This window comes from Alphaproteobacteria bacterium (assembly GCA_040905865.1).
Taxonomy (GTDB): domain Bacteria; phylum Pseudomonadota; class Alphaproteobacteria; order UBA8366.
Genome location: JBBDQU010000048.1, coordinates 43525 through 70514, shown reverse-complemented (window position 1 = coordinate 70514; position 26990 = coordinate 43525). Strand labels below are relative to the sequence as shown.

Sequence of the window (26990 nt, the reverse complement as noted above, 5' to 3'; positions counted from 1 at the left end):
TGCATTGGGCAAAATGCTGGACAACGCACAAAACCAGACCTGACCCGAACCATATAACAGGGTAAATCCAATGCAGCTATTTCAATCGGATGCATTGGGCAAAATGCTGGACAACGCACAAAACCAGACCTGACCCGAACCATATGAAGCAATTTTGCCTCCATTGCGGCAGTGGCGCGCCCCTGCCGCAATGGGATCAATCAACCCGATCTGTCCCTGATTGTCGTGTCCCATATCTGGGGTGCAGTGCATCGCTTATGATTAATCCTTTTGCGCGATCAACCACATATTGTCACTGGTGGGAAGTTTGTCGATAAATCCAAAGCGCTTGATGGACAGTCCTGCATTCAGAACCATCTGTGACAGGCTTTTCGGCGTGAAATAATTGACATGGTCGGGAAAACGCATGCCGCACCATTTTTTTCCGCGTACCATGCGGTTGATGCTGCCGTAATTAGGCACTTTTATAATGACAATGCCGCCCTTGTTAAGCGTTCGAACACATTCTTTGAGGATAGGAAAAGGGTGAATATCATGCTCCAGAAACGAGCGCATGATGATGGCCGAAAATTTATCATCCGGACATTGTTTTAACCCGCCGAGCGCATCAAGATTTATAATTTCCCCGCCGCGTTTTTCAAAATTCTTCTGGCCCTGCCGAGCCAGATTTTTTGAAACTTCTATTCCATAGGGCGAATATTTTTCCGGTAAAGCCAGAACGTGGTCTCCGGGGCCGCTACCGACATCCATAACATTTCCCGGCTTCGCATATTTTTCGATTAAATCCTTTACCTGCTTTCGCGGCAAAATATGAAGGCGCTTGCGCGTCAGGCGGCTGATTTTCCGGCTCCAGCCAAATTCCTTTTGACGTCTTTTTTCCTCGATCTGTGTGGTTTTTTCCCACGCAAGGTTTTCAAATAATTCGCTACAGTCAGGTGCTTTTTTCAAATAGACCATTGCGCAGTGGTTACATTCCGCCATCGGCCAGTCTATCGGCCCATAAGGAAGAATTTTATAATCCTGACTGCTGCATGAAGGGCACTGGCGTTCGAGTATTTTCATTTTGTTACCTTATCTTACACGCGTGTCCAAGGTCAGGTCTTGTTTTGTACGTTAACAGTATGCGCGGCGCGGATGCCGGTGCCGGGACAAACACAGCAAGAACGCTCCGCCGCCGCCATCGCGCCAACCGCTGTCACTTCTCCACGAAACTCCGTCCGATGAACTGCTGGTGGACCTGCTTGGTGCCTTCCCAGATCTGGCAGATCTTGGCGTCGCGCATCAGGCGTTCGACGCGGTTGTCCTTTATATAGCCGTAGCCGCCATAAAGCTGCACCGCGTCGGTGGCGATGCGCATGGCGACGTCGCCGGCGCGCATTTTCAGCAGCGAGGATTCGACGCCGAAATCCGCCGCGCCTTCGTCGACCATGCGGGCGACATGCCACAGCCAGCCTTCGCACAGCGCGAGGTCGGTGGCCATGTCGGCCAGCAGGAACTGGATGCCCTGGAAGCCGATGATCGCGCGGCCCGACTGGCGGCGCTGGTTGATATAGGCGGTGGCGTCCTCGAAGGCGGCCCGGGCGATGCCCAGCGCATGGGCGGCGACGCTGGGCCGCGACTTGTTGAGCGAATGCAGCAGGATGCGCAGCCCGTCGCCGGGTTCGCCCAGCAGGTTGGCGCGCGGCACGCGGCATTCGTCGAAATTCAGCGGCGTCGTGGACGACGCGCGCATGCCCATCTTGTCCTCGGGCTTGCCGGCGCTGAATCCCGGCGTGTCCTTCTCCAGGATCAGGGCGGAGATCGCGCCCTTGCTGTCGTCGATTTCGGACCATTTGCCGAAGACGAGGTAGTAATCGGCCTTGCCGCCGTTTGAGATGAAGGTCTTGCCGCCGGTGACGACGATCTCGTCGCCGTCGGGGGTGAATTTGGTGGTCATGCCGGTCGCGTCGGAACCGGCGTTCGGTTCGGTGATGCAGAGCGAGGCCAGCGCGCCTTCCGCTACCTTCGGCAGGAAGCGTTTCTTCTGTTCCCCGGTGCCGAAATCGTTGACCGGTTTCATGGCGTGGTAATTGGTCGCCCAGGCGATGCCGGTCGAGGCGCAGGCCATGGAGATTTCCCGCACGCAGGCGAGGTAGGCGGTGTAGCTCATATCCGCGCCGCCATAGGCTTCGGGGATGAACATGGCGTTCAGGCCCAGCGCATTGATATCCGCGATATTGTCCCAGGGAAATTCGCCGCTCCGGTCATATTCGGCCGCGCGCGGCGCGATTTTATCGCGTGACATGCCGCGGACCGCGTCGAACAGCAGTCGTTCCTCCTCGTTCAGGGGGACGGATTCGTCGAGATGGCTGAAGAGTTTCATTTGTCCTGGAAGTCCGGTTTGCGTTTTTCGGTGAAGGCGGCGGTGCCCTCGATATGGTCCTCGGTCTGGAAGGCGAGGGTGTTGAGGTCGGCCTCGATCCTGAGCCCCTCCCAGACGGGATTGTCCAGCGCGCGTTTCACCGCGTCGCGCGCCAGGTTCAGCACCGGCAGGCTGTAGCCGGTGAATTCGCGGGCGAACGCCATGCCGGCTTCCAGCGGATCGCCCTCGACGACGCGGTTGACCATGCCGATCCGGGCCGCTTCCTCGGCATCGACCGTGCGGCCGGTCATGACGATTTCCAGCGCGCGGGCCTCGCCGACCAGACGCGGCAGGCGGATCGTGCCGCCATAGCCGGGGATCAGGCCGAGCTTGATTTCCGGCAGGCCCATCTTCGCGTTCGGGGTCGCCAGCCGGAAGGTGCAGGCGGAGGCCAGCTCGAACCCGCCGCCGAAGGCGTAGCCGTTGATGATCGCGACGGAGGAGATCGGGAAACTGTCCAGCCGGGCGAAGGTGCGCTGGCCGGCCTCGGCGCTGCGCTTCTGCTCGACCAGGCTGCGGTTGGCCAGTTCCTTGATGTCGGCCCCGGCGCAGAAGGCCCGGTCGCCCGCGCCGATGAACAGCAGCGCGCGCGCGTCGGAGGCCTCGACCGCGTCCAGCGCCGCGCCGATGTCGCGGACGATCTGGAAGCTGAGCGCGTTCAGCGCCTCCGGCCGGTTCAGGGTGATGATCGCGAATTCGTCGCGGTAGGTCAGTTCGACCGGCATGACGTTCTCCTTCTTAACGGGGGCGCCGGAAGCGCACCGGGTCGGGGGCGATCCTGCCGTCCTTCACCCATTGCGCCAGTTCGCGTTTCAGGATCTTGCCGCTGGCCGTCAGCGGCAGTTCGTCCATCGCGATGAAATATTCAGGCATGTCCTGCACGGTCAACCCGGAATCGTACAGATGCGCCAGCACCGCGTGCGGGTCCGGGGCGTCGCCGTTGGGGATGATCGCCAGCCCGACCTTTTCGCCCAGCCGTTCGTCCGGCACGGGAAAGGCGGCGGCCTTGGCGATGCCCGCATGCTTGATCGCCAGGTCCTCGATCTTCGCCGGGTGAATGTTATGCCCGCCGCGGATGATCACATCCTTCAGCCGCCCGACGATTTCGAGGCAGCCCTTGGCGTCGATCCGGCCCAGATCGCCGGACAGGAACCAGCCGTCGCGGTTGAAGCTGTCCTCGGTCGCGAACTGGTTGGCGAAATAGCCCAGCATCAGGCAGGCGCCGCGCCCGCCGATCTGGCCGACCTCGCCCCGCGGCGCTTCCTCGTCGGGGTTTTCCTGGCGGAAGATGCGCACCTCGTAGGACGGCCCGCCGCGTCCGCAGGTCGCGGTGATCGTATCCGGGTCGTCGGTCGGGAAGGTGTACTGGTGCGAGGAGTTTTCGGTCATGCCGTAGATGTTCTGCGGCTTGATGCCCTGGTCCAGGAAGGCCTGCGCGGTGGCGCGCGGGATCGGCGCGCCGGCCATGTAGAACACGGAAACCCTGCCGACGCGGTCCATGCCGCGCGACCTCTGGTCCGCCAGGATATCCATCGCATGGGTCGGCACGCCCATCACATAGGTGGCGCCGGTTTCCACGATCCAGTCCAGCGGCTTCATGCCTTTGGGCGGGTCGTTGACCACCAGTTCGCCGCCGCAGACCAGTATCTGCCCCAGCGCCACCCACGCGATATGGTGGTTGAAGGGGCTGAGCGACAGCAGGACGGTGTTTTCGTCGTGATGCCAGTCCCGCACCATGTCGCGCGGGTTGGCCAGCAGCGTGTTGTGCGAATGCATGACGCCCTTGGGCGTGCCGGTGGTGCCGGAGGTGAAGGCGAGGTAGCAGATCCGGTCCGGGTTATCGTCTGCGGCAGGCGGTGCGCCCGTCCCGGTTGCGGGAAAATCGCCGGGGCCGAAGACGCGCTGCATCGCCGGCAGGGCGGCGACCCTGTCCAGCTCGCCGTCTTCCTTGTCGGTGAATACCGCCGCCGCACTGATATTGGTCAGCAGCGCGCGGATTTCCTCGTTCGTGTAGTTCGGATGCAGCGACGGGTTGCAGACATAGCCGTTCCGCGCGCTGGCCAGAAAGGCGACGATCGCCTCCACCCGGTTGGTGAGCCACAGCGCGACCCGGTCGCCCTTGCGCAGCCCCGCATCGTGCAGCGCCGCGGAGGTGGCGTCGACCCAGTCGACCAGTTCGCGCCAGGTCAGCCGGTGGCGGCTGTCGCGCAGGGCGAAGGCGTCCGGGCGGGATACCGCCTGTCCGGCGGCCAGCGAATAGAAGGTATCGGCCCGCCACAGGCCCGCGTCGTAATAGCGGCGGGCGAGGATCGGGTCGTGCAGGGTCAGCAGGGTGTTCATGTTCATGCCCGACTCAATGCCCGAACGTGTCCGGATCCGGCTTGCGCTTCTCGCGGAACGAGGCGCTGAGCTCCTTCGCTTCCCTGCTGTCGAGATAGAGCCGCAACTGCCGGTCATGCATCACGCGGGCGAGGCCGCGGTCGCGGATTTCATGGCGCATGGTCTCGGTGAACATGTTGCCGTCATCCGGCCGGTTCAGCGTGATGATGCCGAGCGGTCCGTCTTCCTCGTACAGGATCGTTTCGAATGTCATGGGTCGTATTTACTCCGGGTCGGTGCCGTAAAGGAATTTGTAGGTGCCGATGCGCAGATTGTTACCCGCGCCATTTTTTGCCAGGGCTTCTTTCGACAGGATTTTGTCGAAGGCCGCACGGACCAGCGGCGGTTCCGTGCCCTCCACGAACAGCGCCCAGTCGGCGATACGGTCCCTGGTCGGCCGCATCCGGCTTTCCTTCGTTTCCGGCGGTTCCGTCTGGTTTTCGGTTTCCACATAGGTGGCGCCGGTCACGCCGGGCTCCTTCAGGATCGCCTTCATGGCCCTGTTGCCCAGCCATCTGGCGAATTTCGGATCGGGCAATCCGCGCCCTTCGCGGCGCAGGGCGATGACGGTCGCGCCGTGGCCCCGGCCCACCTGGTGGCGAATCACGAATTCGGAGCGGATGATGTTCAGGAACGCCTTCATCATCTTCCGCGTTCCGGCGGTCGGGTTTTCCTGGGCTTTCTTGTAGAACGGGGCGTGCAGCACGCTCACGTCCTCCAGATCGTACAGCGCCATGTAGCGCGGCTTGCCGGATGCCGAAACGTTGCGGTAGCGGCGGCTGTTCAGGAAGCCCGGATTGTCGGCCCGCTCGTTGACATGTTCGCGATTGTACCATTCGTTGAATTCGGCTTCGAGGCCGGGATCCGAATCGGTCCATACCCCGAGCATGCCTTTCGCAACTGTCTTTGGCGCCACTGTTGTCGTCCCCCGTCTTGCGGTTATGCTGCGGGCAATCCCAGCATGCCGGTGGACGCCTGTCCAGCCATGCCGGGCCGCTGAACCGACAGGAGTATCGATATGGGACCGTTTCGCAGTTTTCTGTTCGCCCCGGGCAACCATCCGCGCAAGGTGGAGAAGGTGTTCGACTTCGGCGCGGATGCGGTCATCCTCGACCTGGAGGACGCGGTCGCGCGCTCGGAAAAGGTCGCGACCCGCGCCGTGCTCGTCGAAGCGCTGAAGAAAAACAACCCGACGCGCACCTATGTCCGGGTGAACGGGCATCATACGGAATTCTGCTATGGCGACCTCGTCGCGGTGGTCGGGCCGGGGCTGGCCGGTATCGTGCTGCCCATGGTCGAAAACCCGGCCCAGCTTCAGGCCGTGGACTGGCTGATCGGCAATCTGGAGCGGGAGCGGGGGCTCGAGCCCGGCGGCATCGACCTGATCCCCATCATCGAGACGGGCAAGGGCATGGCGGCGCTGGACGCCATCGCGGCCAGCAGCACGCGGGTGCGGCGCCTCGCCTTCGGCGCGGCGGATTATGCGCTCGACATGGGCTTCGAATGGACGACCGACGAACAGGAACTCAACGACGCCCGCGCTCGCTGCGTGCTGGCCTGCCGCGCGGGCGGGCTGGAACCGCCGCTGGACACGGTCTGGGCGCAGGTGCGCGACCTGGACGGGCTGCGCCGCTCGGCGGAACGGGCGCGCAGCTTCGGTTTCCAGGGCAAGATGTGCATCTACCCGCCGCAGGTCGCGGTGGTGCATGAGGTGTTCAGCCCCAGCGCCGCCCAGATCGCGCATGCAAGGAAGATCGTCGCCGCCTTCGCCGAAGCGGAAAAATCCGGCTCCGCCTCGATCCAGCTCGACGGCGAATTCATCGACTACCCCATCGTCTACAAGGCGCAGCGGGTGCTGGACGCGGCGGAAAAGATCGCGGGCGGGGCGAAATGACTGCGCTTTTGACGCATGAATGAAAGCGGGCGGTAAACGCCGAACCGTTACGGCGCGGCGCAATGCGTCCGCAGGAACCGGCGTACCACGGACAAGTTCCGGATGCGACGCGGCGGATATCGCGGCTCAAAAACGGAAAATGCGGAAGCCAGGCTGCTGGATAATCAGCCGGCTTCCGCATGTCATGCGCTATATGTCAGCGCTCGTTCCGGACGCAGCGTCCTACTGGTGCCACGTGAACTGCTGCGGTTTCCGGTCCGAGCTCTGCGAGATCAAGACGTTGACCAGCGCCGGGCCGTCGAAGGCCATCGCCTTGTCGAGCGCGGCCGGCAGGTCCTTCGGGTCCTCGACAAAGAAGCCCTTGCCGCCGAAATCCTCCATCATCTTGTCGTAGCGCGCGCCGTAGATCAGGGCGTTCGGCTTCATCTTCATCATCGGGTCGGCCGGGATTTCCGGTTCGCCCGGCCCGATTCCGCCATTGTTGAGCACCACGATCTTGGCCGGCAGGTTGTAGCGGACCAGCGTCTCCATCTCCATGCCGGAGAAGCCGATGGCCGAATCGCCCGAAAGGTGGATGACCGGCCGGTCCGGGTTCACGACGCAGGCGGCGATGGCATGGCCGAGGCCCACGCCCATGGTGCCGTAGGTGCCCGCGTTCAGGCAGGAGCGCGCGTCGGCAACCGGCAACTGGGTGAGCCCGATATCCATCGTGCGGGCGCCCTCGGCGCTCAGCACCGAGTTCCGCGGCATCCAGGCCGCCACGTCGCGCAGCGCCCGATAATAGTTCGCGGGCGCCTGGTCATCGTTAATCTGTGCCTCAAGCGACTTGACGTTCGACGCGATCTTGTCGCCCAGGGCCGAGCGCCACGGGGTATCCTTCGGGTAGAACCACTGCCGCCCCTCAAGGGCCTTGTTGATCTGGCCCATGATCGCCTTGCCGTCGCCGACAAGCGCCACTTCCGACGGCTTGTTATGCCCGATTTCCTCCGGCGAGATGTCCAACTGGATCACCTTGACGTCGGGCGCGAAGCGCGGCGCCAGGCCGAAGTGGAATATCCAGTTGAACCGCGCGCCCATCAGGAAGACCACGTCCGCCTGCTGCAGCGCGAGAGTCCGCGCCGCCGATGCGGCGAGCGGATGGTCGTCGGGGACGACGCCCTTGCCCATGGGGGAGCGTACGAACGGCAGCTGCGTGCGATCGATGAAGTCGCGCACCTCGTTCTCGGCGCGGGCCCAGGCCATGCCCTTCCCGACCAGGACGAGCGGCCGCTCGGCCTTTTCAAGCAGGTCCAGCGCGGCGTCGACGTTTTCGGTCGGCGCCGTCATGCGCGGCGGTTCCCCCACGCGCTCGACCTTGACGACATCGTCGAGGTCGCATTCACCGGTGATGATGTCGTCCGGCATGTCGAGGTAACAGGCGCCCGGCCGACCGAATGTCGCGTGCCGCGTCGCCATCTCGACGTAGTACGGGATGCGCCGGACGCTTTCGATGCCGTGCGCAAACTTGCAGAACGGGCTGGCGATCAGGACCTGGCGCTCCTCCTGGAACGCGCCCATGCCGCCGCGATAGGTTTCCGAGGCGCCGCCGATCAGGATCATCGGCCAGCAGTTCTGCTGGGCGTTCGCCAGCCCCGCCAGGCCGTGCACGACGCCCGGTCCCGTAACCACGATGCAGGCGCCCGGGCGGCCGGTCATGTAGCCATAGGCCTGCGCGGCGTAGGATGCCGCCTGCTCGTTGCGCATGCCCACGTATTTGACGCCTTCCTTCTGCGCCGCCTCCGCAATCGGGCCGACGGGAAAGCCGACGACGCCGAATAGATGGTCGATACCCTGTTGTTTGAGGCTCCTTGCTATAAGGTGCGCACCGGTGATTTTGGTCATGTTACTCATCCCCCTTATCTTGTTGCAATACTGTTTAGGTTAAAATATCAAATTAAATCAATGAAGTATGGGAAAATTCGGGAAAATCTGATCACGCTGCCTGTTCATTTTGCCGTCCGACTTCCCGAGTTTGGAGCCCGAATAACCTCCTAGTCAAGGCGGGGCACGCGATCCGCGACGCGATTCAGCGGACGGCCAGGCTTTGAGTGTGAAAAATTTCGGATTCGCCGTCGGCGCGAATGCGGCACGGGCCGGCGCCGGTCGAAAGCCGGCGGGTTAGATCACGCCGTCGGCCCGCAGGGCCGCCACGTCGTCTCCGGTCAGGCCCAGCAGCGATGTCAGCACCGCTTCGGTATGCGCGCCGATTTCAGGGCCCGGCCAGCGGATGCGGCCCGGATCTTCCGGAACGATGGGCACGATGCCTGTCTGCAAAACGGAGCCGAAATGCGGATCCGGCACGTCCTGCACCATGCCGCGATGGCGATATTGCGGGTCGGCGGCGCAATCGGCGACCGTGTAGACCTGGCAGCAGGGGATATCGGCCTCGGACAGTACCCTGTCCGCCTCGACGGCGGTCATCGTCGCGGTCCAGGCGCCGATCAGGTCGTCCAGCACCGTGCGGTTCCTTACCCGCGCCTGATTGCCGGTGAAATCCGGGTCATCGACCAGTTCCGGGCGGCCCATGGTCTTCGACAGCCGCGCGAAGAGCGGGTCCGAATTGGCGGCGACGAGGATCCATTTGCCGTCCGAGGTGGGATAGGCGTTGGTCGGGGCGGCGGTTTCGATGCCCGACCCCGCAGGCTGCTTGACGACGTCGAAGACGCTGTATTCCGGCAGCATGCCCTCGGTCATGCTGAACACCGCGTCCGTCAGCGCCACGTCCAGGCTGCGCGCCCGCCGGTCGCCGCCGGCACGGTCGCGCTGCCACAGCGCCGCCATGACGCCGAAGGCCGCGTAGAGCCCGGCGATGGAATCGCCGATGCTGACCCCGACCCGCACCGGCGGCAGGTCCGTGACGCCCGGCGGGTAGCCGGTCAGGTAGCGGATGCCGCCAATGGCCTCGCCGATCACGCCGAACGAGGCGCGGTCGCGATACGGCCCGTCCTGGCCGTAGCCGGATACATTGGCGATCACCAGGTCCGGCCGGTTCCGGCGCAGCACCTCCGGGCCGAGGCCCATGCGCTCCAGCTGCCCGGGGCGGAAATTTTCGACCACCGCATCGCACTGCCCCGCAAGGTCGACGACCAGTCCCCGCGCCTTTTCGTGTTTCAGGTTCAACGTGATGCAGCGCTTGTTGCGGGCATGCTGCGACCACCAGGGGGAATGCCCGTCGCGGTGATGGCCCCAGCTGCGGATCGGGTCGCCGGTCGGCGGCTCGATCTTGACGATATCCGCACCCATGTCGCCCAGCACCCGCGTGCAGAAGGGCGCGGCGATGAAATGGCCGATTTCCAGAACGCGCAACCCGGTCAGGGGGCCGTCGGACGGGGGTTCACTGTTCGCCATTGCGTGCTCCCTGGATCAGTATCAGCAGCGGATGCATGGCCATAATTCATGCGCGCGCGGACCGCAAGGGTACAGGGCGATTTCGTCAGGGCAATCGGGTGAACCCGATTGCCCTTTCATTTTCCTTCCCTCAAGCGCCGGGCGGGTGCTCCGCACCCTTGGCTTACGGTGCACGAGCACCGACGGCCGCTTGGCCTTGCCATTTTCGCTTCGCAAAAATGGAAACTGCCCTCCAAGCCGGCCGGATCGGGAAATATTTTCCTTCACCCGATTGCCCTGGCGATTTCGTCAGCTATTGTGCCGGATGGCGCCGATATCCGTGATGTCGTACCCGCCCATCGCGGCGGTCCGGTCCCGGAAGGCGGCCGATGGCAGAAAGCGCATCAGCGCCTGGATGCCCGGTTCGAAATAGTTCCGCCGCCGGACGACGAGATCGAAATTCTCCCAGGTGATCGGCGTATAGCCCAGCCCGTGCGTTTCCGCCACGGCGCGGGTCACGATGCCCCAGTCCGCCGCGCCGGCGCGGATCGCGAGCGCGAGGTCCTGGCCGGTCGCGGCGAGGCCGTCGGCGGTGTCGACCTGTTCGGGTTCGATGTCTTCGGCGGCGAGCAGCCGGTGCAGCAGCAACTGCGCCCCGGCGCCCGGCTGCCGGAACATGCCGCGGGCGCCCCCGCCGACGGCGTCGGACAGGGTTTCGATGCCGAGCGGGTTGCCCGGCGCGGTCGCCAGCCCCTGCTCGCGTTTGCAGAAGGCGATGACGACGCTGTCATGCAGGCCTGGCATGGCGCGCACCGCGTCGATATTGGCGGTGGAATCGTCGCCGGTGTCGCGATGCATGTGGATGGCGGCGATGGCGGTTTCGTCGCGGGCGAGGCGGCGCAGCCCGGCTTCGCTGCCTTCCGGCAGGCTGGCGAGGCCCGAGCCGGACTGGCGCACCGCCCATTCCAGCAGCGGGTCGGTCGATCCGCCCAGGATTGCCGGCGGGGCGGCGTCGGAATACCCGTCGGGCGAGGACAGGCCCAGTGCGACCCAGCGGTCCAGGGCGGCGCGCGGAAACAGCCACTTTCCCGTCACCTTCGAACAGGGGATGGCGCCTTCGGCAGCCAGTTCATAGACCTTGCGCGCCTTGATCCGGAGATATTCCCCCGCTTCCTCCGTCGTCAGGTATGAACCGTCATGCATATTTCTGCATTTTCCTGCATTAATTAAATTACTTGTGTTTATTGGACTTTAATTCGTAAATCAACGCAGAAAAACAGTGATTACATTCGATTTTTATCTATGTCCGATGGCGCCTTTTCGGCCGCGCTGGCCATGATCCTGTCTCTGGATCCCGAGTTTCTCGGGATTGTCGGCCTGTCGCTGCAGGTCTCGCTGGTCGCGGTGGCGATTGCCGCGATCATCGGCATGCCGGCGGGCGCGCTGCTGGCGATGAAGCGGTTTCCGGGCCGCGCGGCGGTCATCGTGGTCGTCAATGCGCTGATGGGCCTGCCGCCGGTTGTCGCGGGTCTGGCGGTTTACCTGATGCTGTCGCGATCCGGACCGCTGGGGTCGCTCGGTTTCCTGTTCACGCCGACGGCGATGATTGTCGCGCAGACCATCCTTGTGCTGCCCATCGTCATCGCGCTGACCCGGCAGGTTATCGAGGATCTCTGGCTGGAATACCGGGACCACCTGACATCGCTCGGCCAGACCGGCCGGGCCGCCATTCCGACCCTGCTGTACGATGCGCGCTTCGCCCTGGCGGTCGCGCTGCTGGCGGGGTTTGGGCGCGCCTCGGCGGAAGTCGGCGCGGTCTTCATTGTCGGCGGCAATATCGCCGGGCATACGCGGACGATGACGACGGCGATCGCGCTGGAAACATCCAAGGGCGAACTCGTGGTGGCGCTGGGCCTCGGTATTGTCCTGCTGGCGCTGACCTTCCTGATCAACGTGTTCGTGTTCGGCGCCAGCCGCGTCGGCCGGCGTTACATGGGGCAGGCATGATGCGCGATACGCCGAGCATCCTGCCGCTCGTGGCGAATGGCCTGGTCTTCGAGGCCGAGGGCAGGCGGCTGCTGGACGGAATCGATATCGCCATACCGCGCGGCGAGCGGCTGGCGCTGGTCGGCCCGAACGGCGCCGGAAAGTCGCTGACGCTCCGGCTGCTGCACGGGCTGCTGAAGCCGGCTTCCGGTTCGGTCCAATGGTCGTTCGGCGACGGCTATATCGATGGCCGCAAACGTCATGCGCTGGTGTTTCAGAAGCCGGTCATGCTGCGGCGCTCGGTGCTGGCCAATATCGAACACGCGCTCGCGGCCGCGCATTTCCCGCGCCGGGGCCTGCGGGACCGCGCGCAGGCGGCGCTGGCGCGGTTCGGCCTCGGCGACCTGGCGCATCGTCCGGCCCGGGTGCTGTCGGGCGGCGAACAGCAGCGTCTGGCGATCACGCGGGCGGCCGCGCTGGAACCGGATCTGCTGTTCCTGGACGAGCCCACATCGGCGCTCGATCCCGGCGCGACGCGGCAGGTCGAGGCGATGCTGGACGAACTGCACGGTTCCGGCGTGACGCTGGCTTTTTCGACCCATGACCTGGGCCAGGCGCGGCGGATGGCCCGCCATGTCGCGGTCATGAACAAGGGCCGGATTATCGAATACGGACCCGCCGGGCAGGTGCTCGATGCGCCGCAATCGGCGGAAGCGCGGGCCTTCGTGGCGGGCGATCTGTTGTGGTGACCACAAGGGAGATCCTTGGATGAAAAAAGCAGGCGCCCTGCTTGCGATCGGGCTGTCGCTGGGGTTGACATCGGTGGCGCAGGCCGCGGACCGCTTCATTACCGTTGCATCGACCACATCGACGGAAAATTCGGGCCTGTTCAGGCACCTGCTGCCGCTGTTCACGGCGAAAACCGGGATCGAGGTGCGCGTCGTGGCGCAGGGCACCGGTCAGGCGCTCAGGACCGGCGCCAATGGCGATGCGGATGTCGTACTGGTCCATGCCCGCGCGGCGGAAGAGAAATTCGTCGCCGACGGCAACGGCGTCGCGCGTGTTCCGGTGATGTTCAACGATTTCGTCATCGTCGGCCCGGCGGCCGACCCGGCGGGAATCGCAGGCGGCAAGGATGTCGCCGCCGGCCTTCAGGCCATCGCCACGGCAAAGGCCCTGTTTGCGTCGCGCGGCGATGATTCCGGCACCCACAAGGCGGAATTGCGGTTGTGGAAGGCGGCGGGCATCGATCCGAAACAGGGCGGCGACTGGTACCGGGAGATGGGGTCGGGCATGGGCGCGACCCTGAACACGGCGGCGCAGCTTGGCGCCTATACCCTGTCCGACCGCGCCACCTGGATCGCCTTCAGGAACAAGGCGGATATGAAAATCGCGGTCGAAGGGGACCAGCGCCTGTTCAACCGGTACGGCGTGATCCTGGTCAATCCGGCGAAGCACCCGCATGTGAAGCAGGCGGACGGCCAGGCGTTCATCGACTGGCTGGCCGGCCCGGCGGGCCAGGAATCCATCGCGGCGTTCCAGGTCAACGGCCAGCAGCTGTTCTTCCCCAACGCGGACATGAAAGGCGTCTGACGCCATGACCCGGTCTGTCCTGTTGAAGGCGCTGTAAATCGGTAACCGGGATTTTGCGTCAGGCGCCGGCGGCCTGCCCGGAAAGCCGGACCCGGTTTCGCCCGGCGTTCTTGGCCTGATACATTGCCGTGTCCGCCGACTTCATCAGATCATCGATATTGTCGCCGTTAATCGGGTATATCGCGACGCCGATGCTGGCGCCGGTCACGATGGGTTCGCCCGATGTGTCGACCGTAATCTGCAACGAACCGCATATGCGGTCGGCCAGCATCTGGGCTTCCTCATCGTTTATCACCCTGGCGGCAACGGCGAATTCGTCGCCGCCAAGCCGCGCGACCATGTCGGTTTCGCGAATGCATTGCCCGATGCGTTCGGCAACCTGGATGAGCAGGTTGTCGCCCCGTTCGTGGCCCATCACGTCATTGACCAGCTTGAACTTGTCGAGGTCGATGAAAAGTACGGCAATCGTGCAATCCGGCGGTTCCGGTGAACACAGGACCGCCTCAAGATACTCAAAGAAGTAACGGCGATTGGGAAGCTGCGTCAGAACGTCGTGCCGGGCCAGGTAATCGCTGCGCTTCTGGTTTTCCTCGACCAGTTGCTTCTGCGTATTCAGTTCTTCCGCCAGGAAATTCGCATGCGCGGCCTGTTCCTCCATCAGGTCCCGGTTATACCGGAGTTCACTGATCAACCGCTCCCGCTCCTCCTCGGCCGACTTGCGGTTGGTGATGTCGCGAATGATGCCCATGAAATAGCGTCCGTCGGGCAATTCAATCGAACTGACGGCGATGTCGACCGGAAAATCGGAACCATCCTTGCGTCGTGCGCTCAGTTCCCGCACGGCGCCGCGAATTTTCAGTTCGGTTCCTTGGGCGTTGCGCAGGTAATTATCGTGACGCCGGGCATTCTCGTCGTCCATCAGCATGGAAATATTGTGGCCGATCAACTCCGATTCGGAATAGCCGAAACAGGCTTCCATTACCGGGTTGGCGACGATGATTTCGCCATTCGGCTTGATCAGCGTGATGCCATCGACGGCGTTTTCGAGCACTTTTTCCAGGTAAATGCCCTGACTGGTCAATTCGCGATCCTTCTCCTCGAATTGCCGGGAAACAATAGACGCGATCAGGGTCAGTTGCGTGACGACAAAGGCGACGCTGCCGATGACAATTGCCATGCTGTGATGGCTGAGCGCCATATTCGAGGCCATGACGTGCGATTCGCCGGGCGTGTAATAGGTGGCCGCCATTCCCGTATAGTGCATCGAGGCGATGGACGCCCCCATCAGTACCGAACCGAAGGACTTGACCGCGAGGGAGCGGGCGGCATAGCCGTATTGAAGCATGCGCAAGGACAGCGACGAGAGGACAACGGCAACGACAATCGATACGGCGAATATCAGCGGGTCATATTTGATGCTCGCCGCCATGCGCATTGCGGACATGCCCATGTAATGCATGACGCCGATACCCGCGCCCAGGATCACGCCGCCACAGATTATTCGCGGGAGGTTTCCCGTCCCTTTGCTGACGATGCTCTTGGCAAGGCCGCTCGCGACGACCGCGGCCGCCGCCGAAAGAATGGTCAATGTGACGTCATACCGGACCGCCATGTCCATTTCGACCGCCAGCATGGCGATAAAATGCATCGACCAGATGCCGCCGCCGAGGGTAACCGCACCGGTGGCGAGCCATGCGAATCGGCTGATCCGGTTGCTTGCGGCGTTTAACCGGTCGAACGTGTCGAACGCGCAGTAGGCGGCGAGGATCGCGATGACGATGGACAGGGCTACCAGCCGGTAGTCGTAATCATACGCCATCGCTGTGCGAAGTTCGGACTGTTCGGCGATGAACCATTCGCGAAGCATTCAAACCTGACTCTATGCGCTCGCTGTCGTTTGGCGGTTTCACGACGGAAAAGGTCGCAAAGGGGTCTTTGACAGCGGCAAGGTTAATGCGGTGGCTTTTTTAATTTTACGAATTAGCGATTATTGTCGCAGGAATTGGTTAACGAAGCCTTTGCGCCGATAATTGCCGCTTAAAAGAGCGCGGTCCGCGGGTTGAACCCGCCGGTCCGCCGCCGGATGCGCCATTCGAAGCATTCGTCGCCGTAATCCATGCGCCGCAGGACTTCCAGCACGAGGAAGCGGTTATGGGCCATCAGCGCGCCCTGCCACAGCCCGTTCCAGCCCTCGAAGGCGCAGTCGTGCAGGTTCGCCCGGCCGCGCATGACGCGCCAGCCGAATTGCCGCACCAGCATCGCGTCGCCGGCGGATTCCACCTCGGCCCGGTCGCCCTGCGCTTCGGCCATGGCGGCGAGATACGCCGCGAAATCCGCTTCCGTGTCGCCGCTCAGGCCCAGCAGCGCGCGGGTTTCGTCATAGAACTGCATCCCGATCAGCTTGCCCGTGATGCTGGCGTAATGGGTCGCGTCCGCCGGGCCGTAGATCGCGGCGGATTCGCCCAGCAGGGCGCGGGTGAAGTTCATCGAATAGTTCCGGTTGGCCTTCCGCAGCCGCTCTTCCGGCCAGTCGGCCGCATCGAAACCGGGTGCGGCGTCGGGGTCGAAGGGCGGCGGCGTTTCGCCGGGCGAAAAGACCAGCCGTTCCTCCGGGGAAAGATCGCGGTCGTATTCGCGGAAATATCCGGCGAGCCCGTGCTGGCCGTCCATGGTCTGCGCCGTGCAGACGAAGCCGAGCCGGGGATTGCCCAGCGCGACGCCGTTATGCCCGTACCAGCCGCGCAGCAGGGCGCGGGATACGGAACCCGGCACGCCGCAGATCGCCGCGCCGTCATAGACCCAGCGCGGCGGCACGAACCGGACCCAGGCCTTGCGGTCCGATTCATACATGTATTCGACCTTCACCCCGGCGACCCGGTTGGACAGGTAGTGGTATTGCGCCGCCTTGACCGCATCGGACAGCCCGTCCAGCCCCAGCTTCGTCAGCCCCGGCAGGAACAGGTCCAGATGCTGGCGGCGGAACACGGCGAACCACAGATCCTCGGCCTCCCGCGCGCCGCCGCGCGTCGCAACGGTCAGGATGAAGCCGGTGATATAGGCGTGGTACAGTGTCGCGACCGCTTCCCAGCCGCGCACGGTCCGGTCGTCCATGCAATCAGTCTTTCATGACCTTGCGCAGGACGTGGCGACGGTTGGTGGTGTGCGGGCGAACCTCGGTCGGCCAGCGCCCGGTTTCCCCCGCCTTCGCCCAGGCGTCGGACATCAGCACATCGGGGCTGTCGATTTCATAGATCGCCTGGTAGGTCGGCTCGCCTTCCATGACCATCGTCTTTTTCTCGCCACCCAGCATCATGGTCAGCGGCGCCATCTTCGCCCGGGTGACGGACACCACGCCCGGCACGCCGCCCAGCAGGGGAACATGCTCGGTATCGTAGACTTCGTTGAACAGGTCCTCCTTGTCCGCCGCCACGTCCATGCTGACGATGAACAGATAGTTTCCGCTGATGGGCATGCCCTGCCTCCCCTGATTGATGTTGCCCGGAATGTCCTCGCCGTGATGAGAAAGGGCCGGGCGGCAATTGTCAATTCCGGGCGCAGTTTGCGCTGTTTACGCTGTTCAAACGGGCCGGGTCGGTAATCGGTCGCGGACGGGTGACAAAACCGCGCCAACAGGGGATATTCCCCGCAACGGCGCTGTCCCCAACGGATGGCGAAAACCATAACCCTTGAACAGGCAGGATATCATGGCGCTTCCCCTTCTTCCCACGACCGTTGTCGGCAGCTATGTGCAGCCCGACTGGCTGGTTGACCGCAACAACCTGAAAGGGCGGCTGCCGCCGCGCATCCGGGCGAAGGAAATCTGGCGCGTGCCGGAAGAATTCCTGACGGCGGCGCAGGACGACGCGACCGTGGTGGCGATCCGCGACATGGAGCGCGCCGGGGTGGACATCATCACCGATGGCGAGATCCGCCGGGAAAGCTATTCCAACCGCTTCGCCACCGCGCTGGGCGGCATCGATATCGACAATTACGGCACGGCGCTGGACCGCACGGGCGAAGCCAATCCTGTGCCGCGCATCGCCGGACCGATCCGCCGCGACGGGCCGATCGAGGTTCGGGACGTCGAATTCCTGCGCGCCAATACCGACCGGCAGATCAAGATCACGATCCCCGGTCCCTTCACCATGACCCAGCAGGCGCAGAACGATTACTATCCCGACGGCGAGGCGGCGGCGATGGGCTATGCCGAAGCCGTGAACGAAGAGATCAAGGCGCTGTATGCGGCCGGCGCCGATATCGTGCAACTCGACGAACCCTATATGCAGGCGCGGCCCGATGTGGCGCGCGGCTATGCGATCAGGGCGATCAACCGGGCGCTGGAAGGCGTGACCCGGACCACGGCGCTGCATATCTGTTTCGGCTACGCGCATGTGGTCCATGAAGGCAAGAACGACGGCTACAAGTTCCTGACCGAACTGGAGGAATGCGTTGTCGACCAGGTCTCCATCGAGGCCGCGCAGCCGAAGCTCGACCTGTCGATCCTCGACGGGCTGCCGTCGAAAACGATCATGGTCGGGGTGATAGACATGGGCGATCCCAACGTGGAAACGGCGGATATGGTGGCCGGTCGGGTGCGCAACGCGCTGAAGCACGTTCCGGCGGAGCGGCTTATCATCGCGCCGGATTGCGGCATGAAATACCTCGACCGCGCCACGGCCTTCGGCAAGCTGAAGGCGATGGTCGACGGCACGAAGATCGTGCGCCGGGAAATCGCCGGCTGACCGGCAGGCGAAAGGATAACACGACATGGCGCTCCCCCTCCTTCCCACCACCGTCGTCGGCAGCTATGCGCAGCCGGACTGGCTGGTGAACCGTGAAATTCTGATGGGCCGCGGCCCGGCCCGCATCCGGGCGCACGATATCTGGCGCGTGCCGGAGGAATTCCTCGACGACGCCCAGGACGATGCGACCGTCGTTGCGATCCGCGACATGGAACGGGCCGGCGTGGACATCATCACCGATGGCGAAATCCGCCGGGAAAGCTATTCCAACCGCTTCGCCACCGCGCTGGGCGGTATCGATATCGAAAACTTCGCCATCGTGGCCGGACGCTCCGACAAGCCGAGCCAGGTGCCGCGCATCACCGGGCGGATCCGCCGGGTGGCGCCGGTCGAGGTCCGCGATGTCGAATTCCTGCGGGCCAACACGGACCGGACGATCAAGATCACGATCCCCGGCCCCTTTACCATGACCCAGCAGGCGCAGAACGATTATTACCCGGATGCGGAATCGGCGGCGATGGATTACGCCGCCGCGGTGAACGAGGAAATCAGGGCGCTGTATGCCGCCGGCGCCGATATCGTGCAACTGGACGAACCCTACATGCAGGCAAATCCCGACGAGGCGCGCAAATACGCGGTCAGGGCGATCAACCGGGCGCTGGACGGCGTGACCGGCACGACGGCGCTGCATATCTGTTTCGGCTACGCCCATACGATCACGACGGAAAAGACCGGCGGCTACAATTTCCTGGCCGAGCTGGAGGATTGCAGCGTGCAGCAGGTTTCCGTGGAGGCGGCCCAGCCAAGGCTGGACCTGTCCATCCTGTCCGTCCTGCCGTCGAAGAAGCTGATCGTCGGCGTGATCGACATGGGCGACCCGGATATCGAGACGGCGGAAATCGTCGCGGACCGGGTGCGCAACGCGGTGGCGCACGCGCCCGCCGAACGGCTGGTCATCGCGCCGGACTGCGGCATGAAATACCTCGACCGCGCCACGGCCTTCGGCAAGCTGAAGGCGATGGTCGACGGCACGAGGATCGTGCGCCGCGAACTGGCCGGGTAGGCCGATCAGGCGCCTTCGCGATCCCAGAAGCGCAGGCTGTTGCAGGTCTCGACGAACGAATTCGCCTTCGCCGTGTTGTCGAATGGCATGAAGCCGTCGTCCAGGTCCTCCGGCAACCCGGCTTTCTTGAACAATTGCCGCGCCGGTTCGGTGAACAGGACGAACTTGTAGTGGGCGAATGCGTCGGCCACGAAGTCGCGGGCGGCGGGTTCCGGTAACAGATCGCCGATACCGTCCCGGGAAGGGAGGATCGCAACCGCGTCGTACAGGACGGACGGGCCGCCATCCAGCTTTTCATCGCCCTCGACGGTGCTGCCGTCGGACGCGGTAACGCCGCCGACGGTCGGGGCAATGATGTCCATACCGGCGCCCGCGCCTTCCAGGGCCTGCTCCAGCGCGGCCAGTAAACCGGCATCCACGCCGTCGGTGACAAGAACACCGATCTTCCGTCCCCTGAATGACGTTTTGTCGTCCTTCTGGATGCTGAGGGCCGGTGACGGTTCCATATCCTGCTTCGTCGGGCTAGCGGCACTGGCGGCTTTCGGCATTTCCTTGAGCCCCAGCCCGTCGGCAACGCCCCTGGCGAGGCTGCTGTCTATATTCAACAGGTGCGAGACCATGCGAGAGCGGATGGCCGGGCTGTTGACCTTGCTCAGCTCGAAGACCAGCGCGTCGACGATGTGCTCCTGCTCGACCGGAGTCTGGCTGATGAAGAACTGCCGGGCCTGGCTGTAATGATCGTTGAAGGACTCTGAACGCACGCGCTCCCTGGCGCCGGACTCCTCCGCGGGATAGGAGGTGAAACCATTGTCCGGCGATTCGCGCGGACCGCCTTCCGCGCCGCCCCAGCTGTTCGGCTCGTAATTTGCCCGGCCTTTCGGGTTATGAATGGCCATATGACCGTCCTGCTGGAACAGGTGGAAGGGGCACTTTGGCGCGTTGACGGGGATATGGGTGAAATTCGGGCTGCCGAGCCGTTTGAGCTGTGTATCGAGGTAGGAGAAATTCCGTCCCTGGAGCAGCGGGTCGTTGCTGAAATCAATTCCCGGCACGATATTCTGCGTGCAGAACGCGACCTGTTCGGTTTCGGCGAAAAAATTGTCGACAAGCCGGTCGAGGACGAGCCGTCCGACAATCTCGACCGGGACCAGTTCCTCGGGGATCAGTTTGGTGGCGTCCAGCACGTCGAAATCGAAGCTTTCGGCGAACGCTTCGTCGAAAACCTGCAGGCCCAGCTCCCATTCGGGGAAGTTGCCGGACTCGATGGCGTGCCATAAGTCCCGGCGATGGTAGTCCGGATCCGCGCCATTGATCTTGACGGCTTCGTTCCAGACAACCGACTGCATGCCGAGTTTCGGTTTCCAGTGGAATTTCACGAATTTCGATTCGCCCTGCGCATTCACCATTCGGAACGTATGGACACCGAACCCTTCCATAAACCGGAACGACCGGGGAATGGCGCGGTCCGACATGATCCACATCACCATGTGCATCGATTCGGGCATGAGCGAGATGAAATCCCAGAAGTTGTCGTGCGCTGTCTGCGCCTGCGGAAATGCGCGATCGGGTTCCGGCTTGGCCGCATGGATCAGGTCCGGAAACTTGATCGCGTCCTGGATGAAGAAAACCGGAATATTGTTGCCGACGATGTCCCAGTTACCCTGCTTTGTGTAGAGCTTCACCGCGAAACCCCGCACATCCCGCGCCAGATCCGCCGAGCCTTTGCTGCCGGCGACAGTCGAGAACCTTACAAAGGCGGGCGTTCTTTCTCCCTCGCGTTGGAAGATATCCGCGGCGGTGAGTCGGTTGAGGGACTGATAATTTTCAAAATAGCCGTGCGCGCCATAGCCGCGGGCGTGGACCACGCGCTCGGGAATACGTTCGTGATCGAAATGGAACAGCTTTTCCCGGAAATGAAAATCTTCCATGGCCATCGGGCCACGGCGTCCGATCTTGAGCGAATTCTGGTCGTCGCTCACCGGCGTGCCCTGCTGTGTCGTCAGGACAGGAGCGTCGCCGCCTGCGGTCTGATGGACTTCGCCGCCGTTGCCTGTCTGTACGGCCGTGTCGCCGAATGTCGGGGATTTGGTTTTCGATCCGCGTGCCTTCGCCATGAAACTGCTCCCGGTTGTGCTGCGATACGCACTTAACGCTGCGCCGGGCGACGGGTTCCGCCAATTCCAGGCGGGCGCAAGGCCGTGCGTTTCGAACCGGAAGATCAGGCGGCCTGTTTCAGCAGCCTGCTAAACGGAATCGGCCTCGGACGTCGGCTTTCCCAAGGGCGAGGCCGGGGTATGTCTCGTTACCGTCGCGATCAGGCGATCGACAAAATCCGCGAGCACCTGCATGCCCATGACCGACAGGGCGGCAGAACCCGCCAGCATGCCCGGCCAGACCGGATACTCGACCGCGCCGAAACGTATCTGATTCCGTACGGTGGCGTAGATCGCCTCGCTCCAGGCCTGCCATGTCATCAGGCAGAAGAACACCAGGACCAGGAGCAACACGACGGCTTCCAATGGCAACAGTATGCGCGTGGGCAGCCGGTCGATGAACAGGCTTAGACGCAAGTGCCCCTTCAGGAGCTGCGTATACGAAAGCAGAGCGAAGAAGATGAACGCCATGAGCATTTCGACCAGTTCGACGACGCCTAGAAACGAATGGCCGAAAACATAACGACCAAACACCTCGGCCAGCATCGCAATCGTGATGACGATGATGCTCAGCGAACCAAGAGCGCCCATGAATACGCTGAGCCGCCCGATTACCCATTGCACCTGCCGTAGCACTTTTCCAACCGCTTCCATTTCCGATCCTCTCAACCCAGACTGGCGCCCATCGGTGTTGCCACTGCCACGAAGCCATAGGCTGCAATAATTCTTCAATAAGATAAATCAGAAAGATAAATCAGATAGTGTTTAACCTAAACATTGAATCGCGCGATCGGCGCACGCGCGCGAGGCCCTGGCGGGTTCCTCGCGCGCGTGGCTGATGCTTAGTCCGGCCGTCCGATAGCCGCAGACACGGGATCGATGTAGTCCGTGGATTTCGGCTCGTTCTCGGCGATGAGTTCCCGGAACCGATCGAAGAACTCCTGGGCAGGAACGCCACGTTCCTCGCGTGAGTCGATCGCCTGCTTCCAGACCGTATCGCGGACCATTTTCGTTGCTTTCTCCCGTTCTTCCTTGGACCAGCGCATGATCGTCATTTTCGATTCTTCTATCGCCTTCGCCCGCTCGCGGTTCAGCTGCGCAAGATCGGCGATGTAAACGTCCTTCACCAGCTCGGAGAAAGTATCCAGGAGCAGGCTCTGCGTCTTTTCGTTCAGACCGGTGAAGCGGGGCTTGTTCATCACGATGGCGTTGGCGGCATAAAGTCCACCGCCATAGTCGATGACGTAGTCGGACACCTCATGCAGGGACCACGGCGGAATGAGGCTGGCCGGCAATCCCGAGTAGGCGTCGATCACCCGACGCTCCATGGAGGCGTAGATATCCGGCGCCGGCAGTGCGACAGGAACCGCACCAAGGGTATCCAGCGCCTGATTGATCAGGCCGAAAGCGCGAATGCGCTTGCCCTTGAGGTCTTCGATGTTCCGCAAGGGTTCACGGCTGCCCAGGATCGTGGGGTCTCCCGCCAGGCCCGTGAGCAGGACGAGATTGTTTTTGTCGTATTCCTCCTTCATCCCGTCGAATTCACCGTAAATCTGCAGCAGGCTGGCCAGCAGCGCCTGCGAATTGTTGGTGAGGAAGGGCAGATCCAGCAGTGTTGTCATCGGCAGCTGGGAGGGAAAATATCCCACGGCCAGATAGCTGATGTCCGAGATCCCGCGGGACGCTCCGTCGAGAAGATCCAGGGTTTTGAGAAGCGCCTGGTCCCGGTATGCATCGAACGTGACGCGGTTACCGGAACGCTTGGTAACTTCGTCCATCCATTTCTGGATGAATAGTTCGCGGGCATGGCTCGCTGGCAGATAGCCGGCATAGCGGAGCTTCACTTCGTCGTATTCATCCGAAGCCTGGGCGACGTTCACGATACCGACGCCCGAGATCAGGGCAGACATCGCGACCGCGATCAACCCTCGTTTCCAACGATCAGGTTTGGTCATGGCATGCTTCCTCCTCTAATTCTGTTCTGTTTTTTTCTCCACCCTGAAAACCTACACCGTTCCCGGCGAGGCTGTCGAATCCGGCGTTCGCCAAACGCATTTCCCGCTTTCGACAATAGCGTCCCCCCCGGTAAAAACTGTTGCGGGTGCAAGCTTGGGCGGCTTAACCTCGAAAACGAACCTCGTCTTGAGAGGCGATGAAAAAGGGACGGTCGGTATCCTCTGGCGGAATCGGTCGATTCTGGAGAATGGTGCGGAGAGGGAGGGAAGCGAATGGATCCGACGTTAATCGGTATTCTGGGGCTGGGACTGCTGTTGTTGCTGCTATCTGTTGGCGTACACATTGCCTTCGCCCTCGGAGTATCCGCTTTTACCGGCTTGTGGTTCCTCCTGCCGCCGCAGGCGGCGCTCAGCGCACTCTGGATAACGCCATGGGGATTCGCGTCGTCGCACGCGCTGAGCGTGGTCGTCCTGTTTGTGCTGACGGGGTATCTGGCCTTTGCGTCAGGGATCACCGCAAATGCCTTCGAAGTCGGTTACAAACTGTTCGGGCGCTTTCCGGGCGGGCTGGCCCTCGCCACGGTATACGGATCGGCGGCCTTCGCCGCGACCACCGGATCCAGCGTGGCCACCGTCGGCACCATGGGCCGGGTGGCAATTCCGGAGATGGAGCGTTACGGCTATGATCGCGGACTGGCCGCCGGATGCGTGGCGGCGGCGGGCACGCTTGGAACGCTGATCCCGCCGAGCGTCCTGCTCGTCCTCTACGGGATCCTCGCCGAAGCATCGATCGGCCAACTGCTGATCGCCGGTATTATTCCAGGCATCCTGTCAGCGGTTATATACGGCTGCATGATTGCCGTGCGGGTGATTTTGAATCCCGAACTCGCGCCACCCGCTCCGCCGACACCCTGGCGGGACGCCGTGCGGAGCCTGCCGAAGATGAGCGGCGTGTTCGTGCTGTTCTTTGCTATGATCGGCGGTATTTTCCTTGGAATCTTCACGCCCTCGGAGGCCGGGGCGGTCGGGGTGCTGGTTGCTTCCCTCGGCGTGCTGCACCGCTTCTACAAACACCGGGTAATGGGCGTGCTGCGGCGGATGGGCCTCCCGACCAAGGTGCCGGCCGGCGTCATGCGGGTGATCGGCGACCCGGAAGGCGTGGATCCGACCGCCGGCGCGGCGTTTCGGCAGGCGATCGGCGAAACCACCCGTGTCGCCGGGATGATTCTTGCCATCCTGATCGGCGCGGCGCTGTTCTCGCAGTTCGTTTCCCTCAGCCGGATTCCCTACAACTTCTCGGAAATGCTCAGCGCGCTGGATCAGCCGGGCTGGGTGATTCTGTTGCTGATATTGCTGATGTACATTCCCCTCGGAATGTTCCTCAACCCGCTGTCGGTGATGATCATCACCGTTCCCATCACGCTCCCCGTCATTATCGAACTCGGCCATTCCCCGATCTGGTATGGCATCATCGTCATCAAGATGATGGAGGTGGCGGCCATTACGCCGCCGGTCGGTCTCAACGTGTATGTCGCAAAAGCGGTTGCGCCGCACATCCCCATGGAAGTCATCTTCAAGGGGATATTCTGGTTTTTCATCATGGACCTTATCACCATCGCTATTCTGGTGATATTTCCGGACATCATCCTCTTCCTGCCGAATCTCATGTTCTGACGAGAGCGGGTGCCGCGGCGGAAGGTCAACCTGTCGAACGCCTAACCCGCGGGCGCCGCCTTGTGCATCCGGCGGGCGGCCAGCATCAGGACGGTCGCCGCGGCCATAAATCCCACGGTGGCGTAGATCATCGTATCCAGCCCGATATCCGCGTCCATGGCCCAGCCCATCAGCGGCGGGCCGAAGGCGGAACCGAAGACGCTGAGCGTGGTCGCCAGACTCTTGATCGCGCCGATATGGCGGGAGCCGCAGCGTTCCGCCCACATCGCCGGAACGACGGTCTGGCGGATGCCGGACGCGAAACCGGAAATCGCCAGGTAGCCCCAGGCCCAGGCGGGGTGGTCGAACCAGGCGAGGGTCAGCATCCCCACGGCCAGCGGCGCCAGGATCAGCGGCAGCAGGCGGATCGCGCCGATCCGGTCGACCAGCGGTCCCATGGTGATCGACACCACGACCATGACGGCGGCGAAGACGGTATACCCCGCGGTGACCCAGGTCGGCGACCAGCCCTTCATGTCGGCGATGGTCAACTGGTGGAAGAACAGCGCCGTATCGATGACCGACGCCGCCATGACCCCCGGTATTATCAGCCAGAAGAACGGATCGCGCAGGAACTGCGACACCGATTTATGCGTTTCGGCGCGCGGCGCGGTCCCGGTTTCGGATTTGACGGCTTCCGGATCGAACAGCCGGTTCTCGACATTGCCCGCCAGCAGCCAGGCGACGAGCGGCAGCATCACGGCGGCGGCGAATACCGCGCAGATGAGGTAGGTTTCGCGCCAGCCGATGGCGACAATACCGATGACGGCGGCCAGCGGCATGATCGCCCGCGCCACGGGATGGCCCAGCAGCGCCAGCGCGATGGCCTTGCCCCGGTTATGCCGGAAATATTTCACCATGCCGGTGATGGCGGTGTGGCTGGCGAGGCCCTGTCCCGCCTGGCGCAACAGGAAAATCACGACGATCAGGAACCAGCCGGCCGGCGCCGCGGCGGCGACAAGGCAGGCGACCGTCAGCCCCGCGCAGACCAGCATCGCATAGGCGCGCAGCGAAATCCGGTCGATCCAGCGCCCGGTAAACGGCAGCAGCGCGGCGGACATCAGCGTTCCCGCCATATAGATCGTGCCCCATTCCGCGTGGCTGAGCCCGAATTCGGCCTCGACCGACGGCCCGAACACGCCGATGAAATGGGTCTGCCCGAAGCAGGACCCGAAGGTCATCAGCAGCCCGAACGCCAGAAACCGGCGGTTTTCCACCGCAAACCGGACATAGCCCGGCGCTGCGACCGTATCGGTCAAAGTCTCTTCCCTATGCAGGTTGGCCGCATGGCGGATGCATGCGCGGGACGGATTATAACGGTAATTCCGGCACCCGTCATGTTCGCGGCGCAGGGGGGCGGCGGAATCGGTCGAATACTGCGCGTGAACCGAAGATGGCAAGCCGGAAAGGGCGAAGTTTGTCCTGAAATACGCCTGGCACGGAAATATTAATACTTGTTAATATATGAACGCCTGCGGCGTGTATTTCTGAATTCAACAATAATCTGAAGCAATGCATGGAGGCTGTCGGATTTCTTTACATTGCCGGATGCGGGCGTCCGCTTTGACGTGGCCAGATAAGTATTTGATATCGTTCGGTGAAAATTAGAAATGAGGGCATTTTTCCCGAATTTGATGAAACCCCGTGTCGGTATTCTTTACAGAATTTGCAAAAACCCGAATTTGAGAAACTCAAACATCACGCCATTACAAAGACTTGCCCATTGGGCACGAATGTTGCATAAT

General features: G+C 62.8%; 22 protein-coding genes and 1 pseudogene. 7 read left to right on the top strand and 16 right to left on the bottom strand.

Going from position 1 to position 26990, the window contains the following annotated elements:
• Positions 1–261: 261 nt before the first annotated feature.
• From WD767_10230 to WD767_10205, 6 genes and pseudogenes are all read right to left on the bottom strand, one after another.
• Positions 262–1062: a class I SAM-dependent methyltransferase gene (locus WD767_10230; protein MEX2616463.1), complete on the bottom strand. Its 801-nt coding sequence runs from the start codon at positions 1060–1062 to the stop codon at positions 262–264.
• A 133-nt stretch (positions 1063–1195) separates the two neighbouring features.
• The gene (locus WD767_10225; protein MEX2616462.1) at positions 1196–2362 is read right to left on the bottom strand and encodes an acyl-CoA dehydrogenase family protein; all 1167 of its coding nucleotides are present in this window, start codon (positions 2360–2362) and stop codon (positions 1196–1198) included.
• A complete protein-coding gene (locus WD767_10220) occupies positions 2359–3126 on the bottom strand; it encodes an enoyl-CoA hydratase-related protein (GenBank protein ID MEX2616461.1) in 768 nt (255 codons plus the stop codon). Before WD767_10220 ends, WD767_10225 begins: the two co-directional genes overlap by 4 nt.
• Before the next feature lie 13 nt (positions 3127–3139).
• Complete coding sequence (locus WD767_10215; protein MEX2616460.1) at positions 3140–4747, bottom strand: class I adenylate-forming enzyme family protein; 1608 nt, start codon at positions 4745–4747, stop codon at positions 3140–3142.
• A gap of 133 nt (positions 4748–4880) precedes the next feature.
• Positions 4881–4994 (bottom strand): annotated as a pseudogene (locus tag WD767_10210) (crotonase).
• 9 nt (positions 4995–5003) lie between these two features.
• On the bottom strand, positions 5004–5696 hold the full coding sequence (locus WD767_10205; GenBank protein MEX2616459.1) for a hypothetical protein: 693 nt from the start codon (positions 5694–5696) through the stop codon (positions 5004–5006).
• A 102-nt stretch (positions 5697–5798) separates the two neighbouring features.
• On the opposite strand from WD767_10205, the gene WD767_10200 reads away from it, so the two are divergent.
• Complete coding sequence (locus WD767_10200) at positions 5799–6674, top strand: CoA ester lyase (GenBank protein ID MEX2616458.1); 876 nt, start codon at positions 5799–5801, stop codon at positions 6672–6674.
• Between the two features lie 222 nt (positions 6675–6896).
• Here the strand turns inward: WD767_10200 and WD767_10195 are convergent, their stop codons facing one another.
• From WD767_10195 to WD767_10185, 3 genes are all read right to left on the bottom strand, one after another.
• The gene (locus tag WD767_10195; protein ID MEX2616457.1) at positions 6897–8555 is read right to left on the bottom strand and encodes a thiamine pyrophosphate-binding protein; all 1659 of its coding nucleotides are present in this window, start codon (positions 8553–8555) and stop codon (positions 6897–6899) included.
• Between the two features lie 276 nt (positions 8556–8831).
• Entirely contained in the window at positions 8832–10061 is a 1230-nt protein-coding gene (locus tag WD767_10190) for a CaiB/BaiF CoA-transferase family protein (protein MEX2616456.1), read from the bottom strand.
• A 288-nt stretch (positions 10062–10349) separates the two neighbouring features.
• Positions 10350–11243, bottom strand: a complete 894-nt coding sequence (locus tag WD767_10185; GenBank protein MEX2616455.1) for a helix-turn-helix transcriptional regulator — start codon at positions 11241–11243, stop codon at positions 10350–10352.
• Positions 11244–11342: 99 nt separating this feature from the next.
• Here WD767_10185 and WD767_10180 point away from each other — a divergent pair, with 99 nt between their 5' ends.
• From WD767_10180 to WD767_10170, 3 genes are read left to right on the top strand one after another with little or no spacing between them, the layout of a single operon-like run.
• Positions 11343–12047, top strand: a complete 705-nt coding sequence (locus tag WD767_10180; protein MEX2616454.1) for an ABC transporter permease — start codon at positions 11343–11345, stop codon at positions 12045–12047.
• The gene (locus WD767_10175; GenBank protein MEX2616453.1) at positions 12044–12775 is read left to right on the top strand and encodes an ATP-binding cassette domain-containing protein; all 732 of its coding nucleotides are present in this window, start codon (positions 12044–12046) and stop codon (positions 12773–12775) included. The genes WD767_10180 and WD767_10175 overlap by 4 nt, the downstream gene beginning before the upstream one ends.
• 19 nt (positions 12776–12794) lie before the next feature.
• Positions 12795–13619 (top strand): substrate-binding domain-containing protein, encoded by an 825-nt coding sequence (locus WD767_10170; GenBank protein ID MEX2616452.1) that lies wholly within the window; start codon positions 12795–12797, stop codon positions 13617–13619.
• 58 nt (positions 13620–13677) lie between these two features.
• Here the strand turns inward: WD767_10170 and WD767_10165 are convergent, their stop codons facing one another.
• The 3 genes from WD767_10165 to WD767_10155 all read right to left on the bottom strand — a co-directional run bounded on the left by WD767_10165 (position 13678) and on the right by WD767_10155 (position 17091).
• Positions 13678–15486, bottom strand: a complete 1809-nt coding sequence (locus tag WD767_10165) for a diguanylate cyclase (protein ID MEX2616451.1) — start codon at positions 15484–15486, stop codon at positions 13678–13680.
• 170 nt (positions 15487–15656) lie between these two features.
• Positions 15657–16730, bottom strand: coding sequence for a hypothetical protein (locus tag WD767_10160; protein ID MEX2616450.1), 1074 nt, complete (start codon positions 16728–16730; stop codon positions 15657–15659).
• 4 nt (positions 16731–16734) lie between these two features.
• The gene (locus tag WD767_10155; GenBank protein MEX2616449.1) at positions 16735–17091 is read right to left on the bottom strand and encodes a hypothetical protein; all 357 of its coding nucleotides are present in this window, start codon (positions 17089–17091) and stop codon (positions 16735–16737) included.
• A gap of 232 nt (positions 17092–17323) precedes the next feature.
• Here WD767_10155 and WD767_10150 point away from each other — a divergent pair, with 232 nt between their 5' ends.
• Together WD767_10150 and WD767_10145 are read left to right on the top strand one after the other, a co-directional pair.
• Positions 17324–18361, top strand: coding sequence for a 5-methyltetrahydropteroyltriglutamate--homocysteine methyltransferase (locus tag WD767_10150; GenBank protein ID MEX2616448.1), 1038 nt, complete (start codon positions 17324–17326; stop codon positions 18359–18361).
• A 25-nt stretch (positions 18362–18386) separates the two neighbouring features.
• Positions 18387–19424 carry a uroporphyrinogen decarboxylase family protein gene (locus WD767_10145; GenBank protein ID MEX2616447.1) on the top strand — a complete coding sequence of 346 codons (1038 nt, stop codon included), beginning with the start codon at positions 18387–18389 and terminating at the stop codon, positions 19422–19424.
• Between the two features lie 5 nt (positions 19425–19429).
• Here the strand turns inward: WD767_10145 and WD767_10140 are convergent, their stop codons facing one another.
• From WD767_10140 to dctP, 3 genes are all read right to left on the bottom strand, one after another.
• Positions 19430–21538 carry a catalase gene (locus WD767_10140; GenBank protein MEX2616446.1) on the bottom strand — a complete coding sequence of 703 codons (2109 nt, stop codon included), beginning with the start codon at positions 21536–21538 and terminating at the stop codon, positions 19430–19432.
• Positions 21539–21667: 129 nt separating this feature from the next.
• A complete protein-coding gene (locus WD767_10135) occupies positions 21668–22231 on the bottom strand; it encodes a TRAP transporter small permease (GenBank protein MEX2616445.1) in 564 nt (187 codons plus the stop codon).
• Between the two features lie 188 nt (positions 22232–22419).
• A complete protein-coding gene (gene dctP / locus WD767_10130) occupies positions 22420–23532 on the bottom strand; it encodes a TRAP transporter substrate-binding protein DctP (protein ID MEX2616444.1) in 1113 nt (370 codons plus the stop codon).
• 273 nt (positions 23533–23805) lie between these two features.
• Here dctP and WD767_10125 point away from each other — a divergent pair, with 273 nt between their 5' ends.
• Positions 23806–25206 carry a TRAP transporter large permease gene (locus WD767_10125; GenBank protein ID MEX2616443.1) on the top strand — a complete coding sequence of 467 codons (1401 nt, stop codon included), beginning with the start codon at positions 23806–23808 and terminating at the stop codon, positions 25204–25206.
• A 41-nt stretch (positions 25207–25247) separates the two neighbouring features.
• Here the strand turns inward: WD767_10125 and WD767_10120 are convergent, their stop codons facing one another.
• Positions 25248–26504 (bottom strand): MFS transporter, encoded by a 1257-nt coding sequence (locus tag WD767_10120; protein MEX2616442.1) that lies wholly within the window; start codon positions 26502–26504, stop codon positions 25248–25250.
• Between the last annotated feature and the right edge of the window lie 486 nt (positions 26505–26990).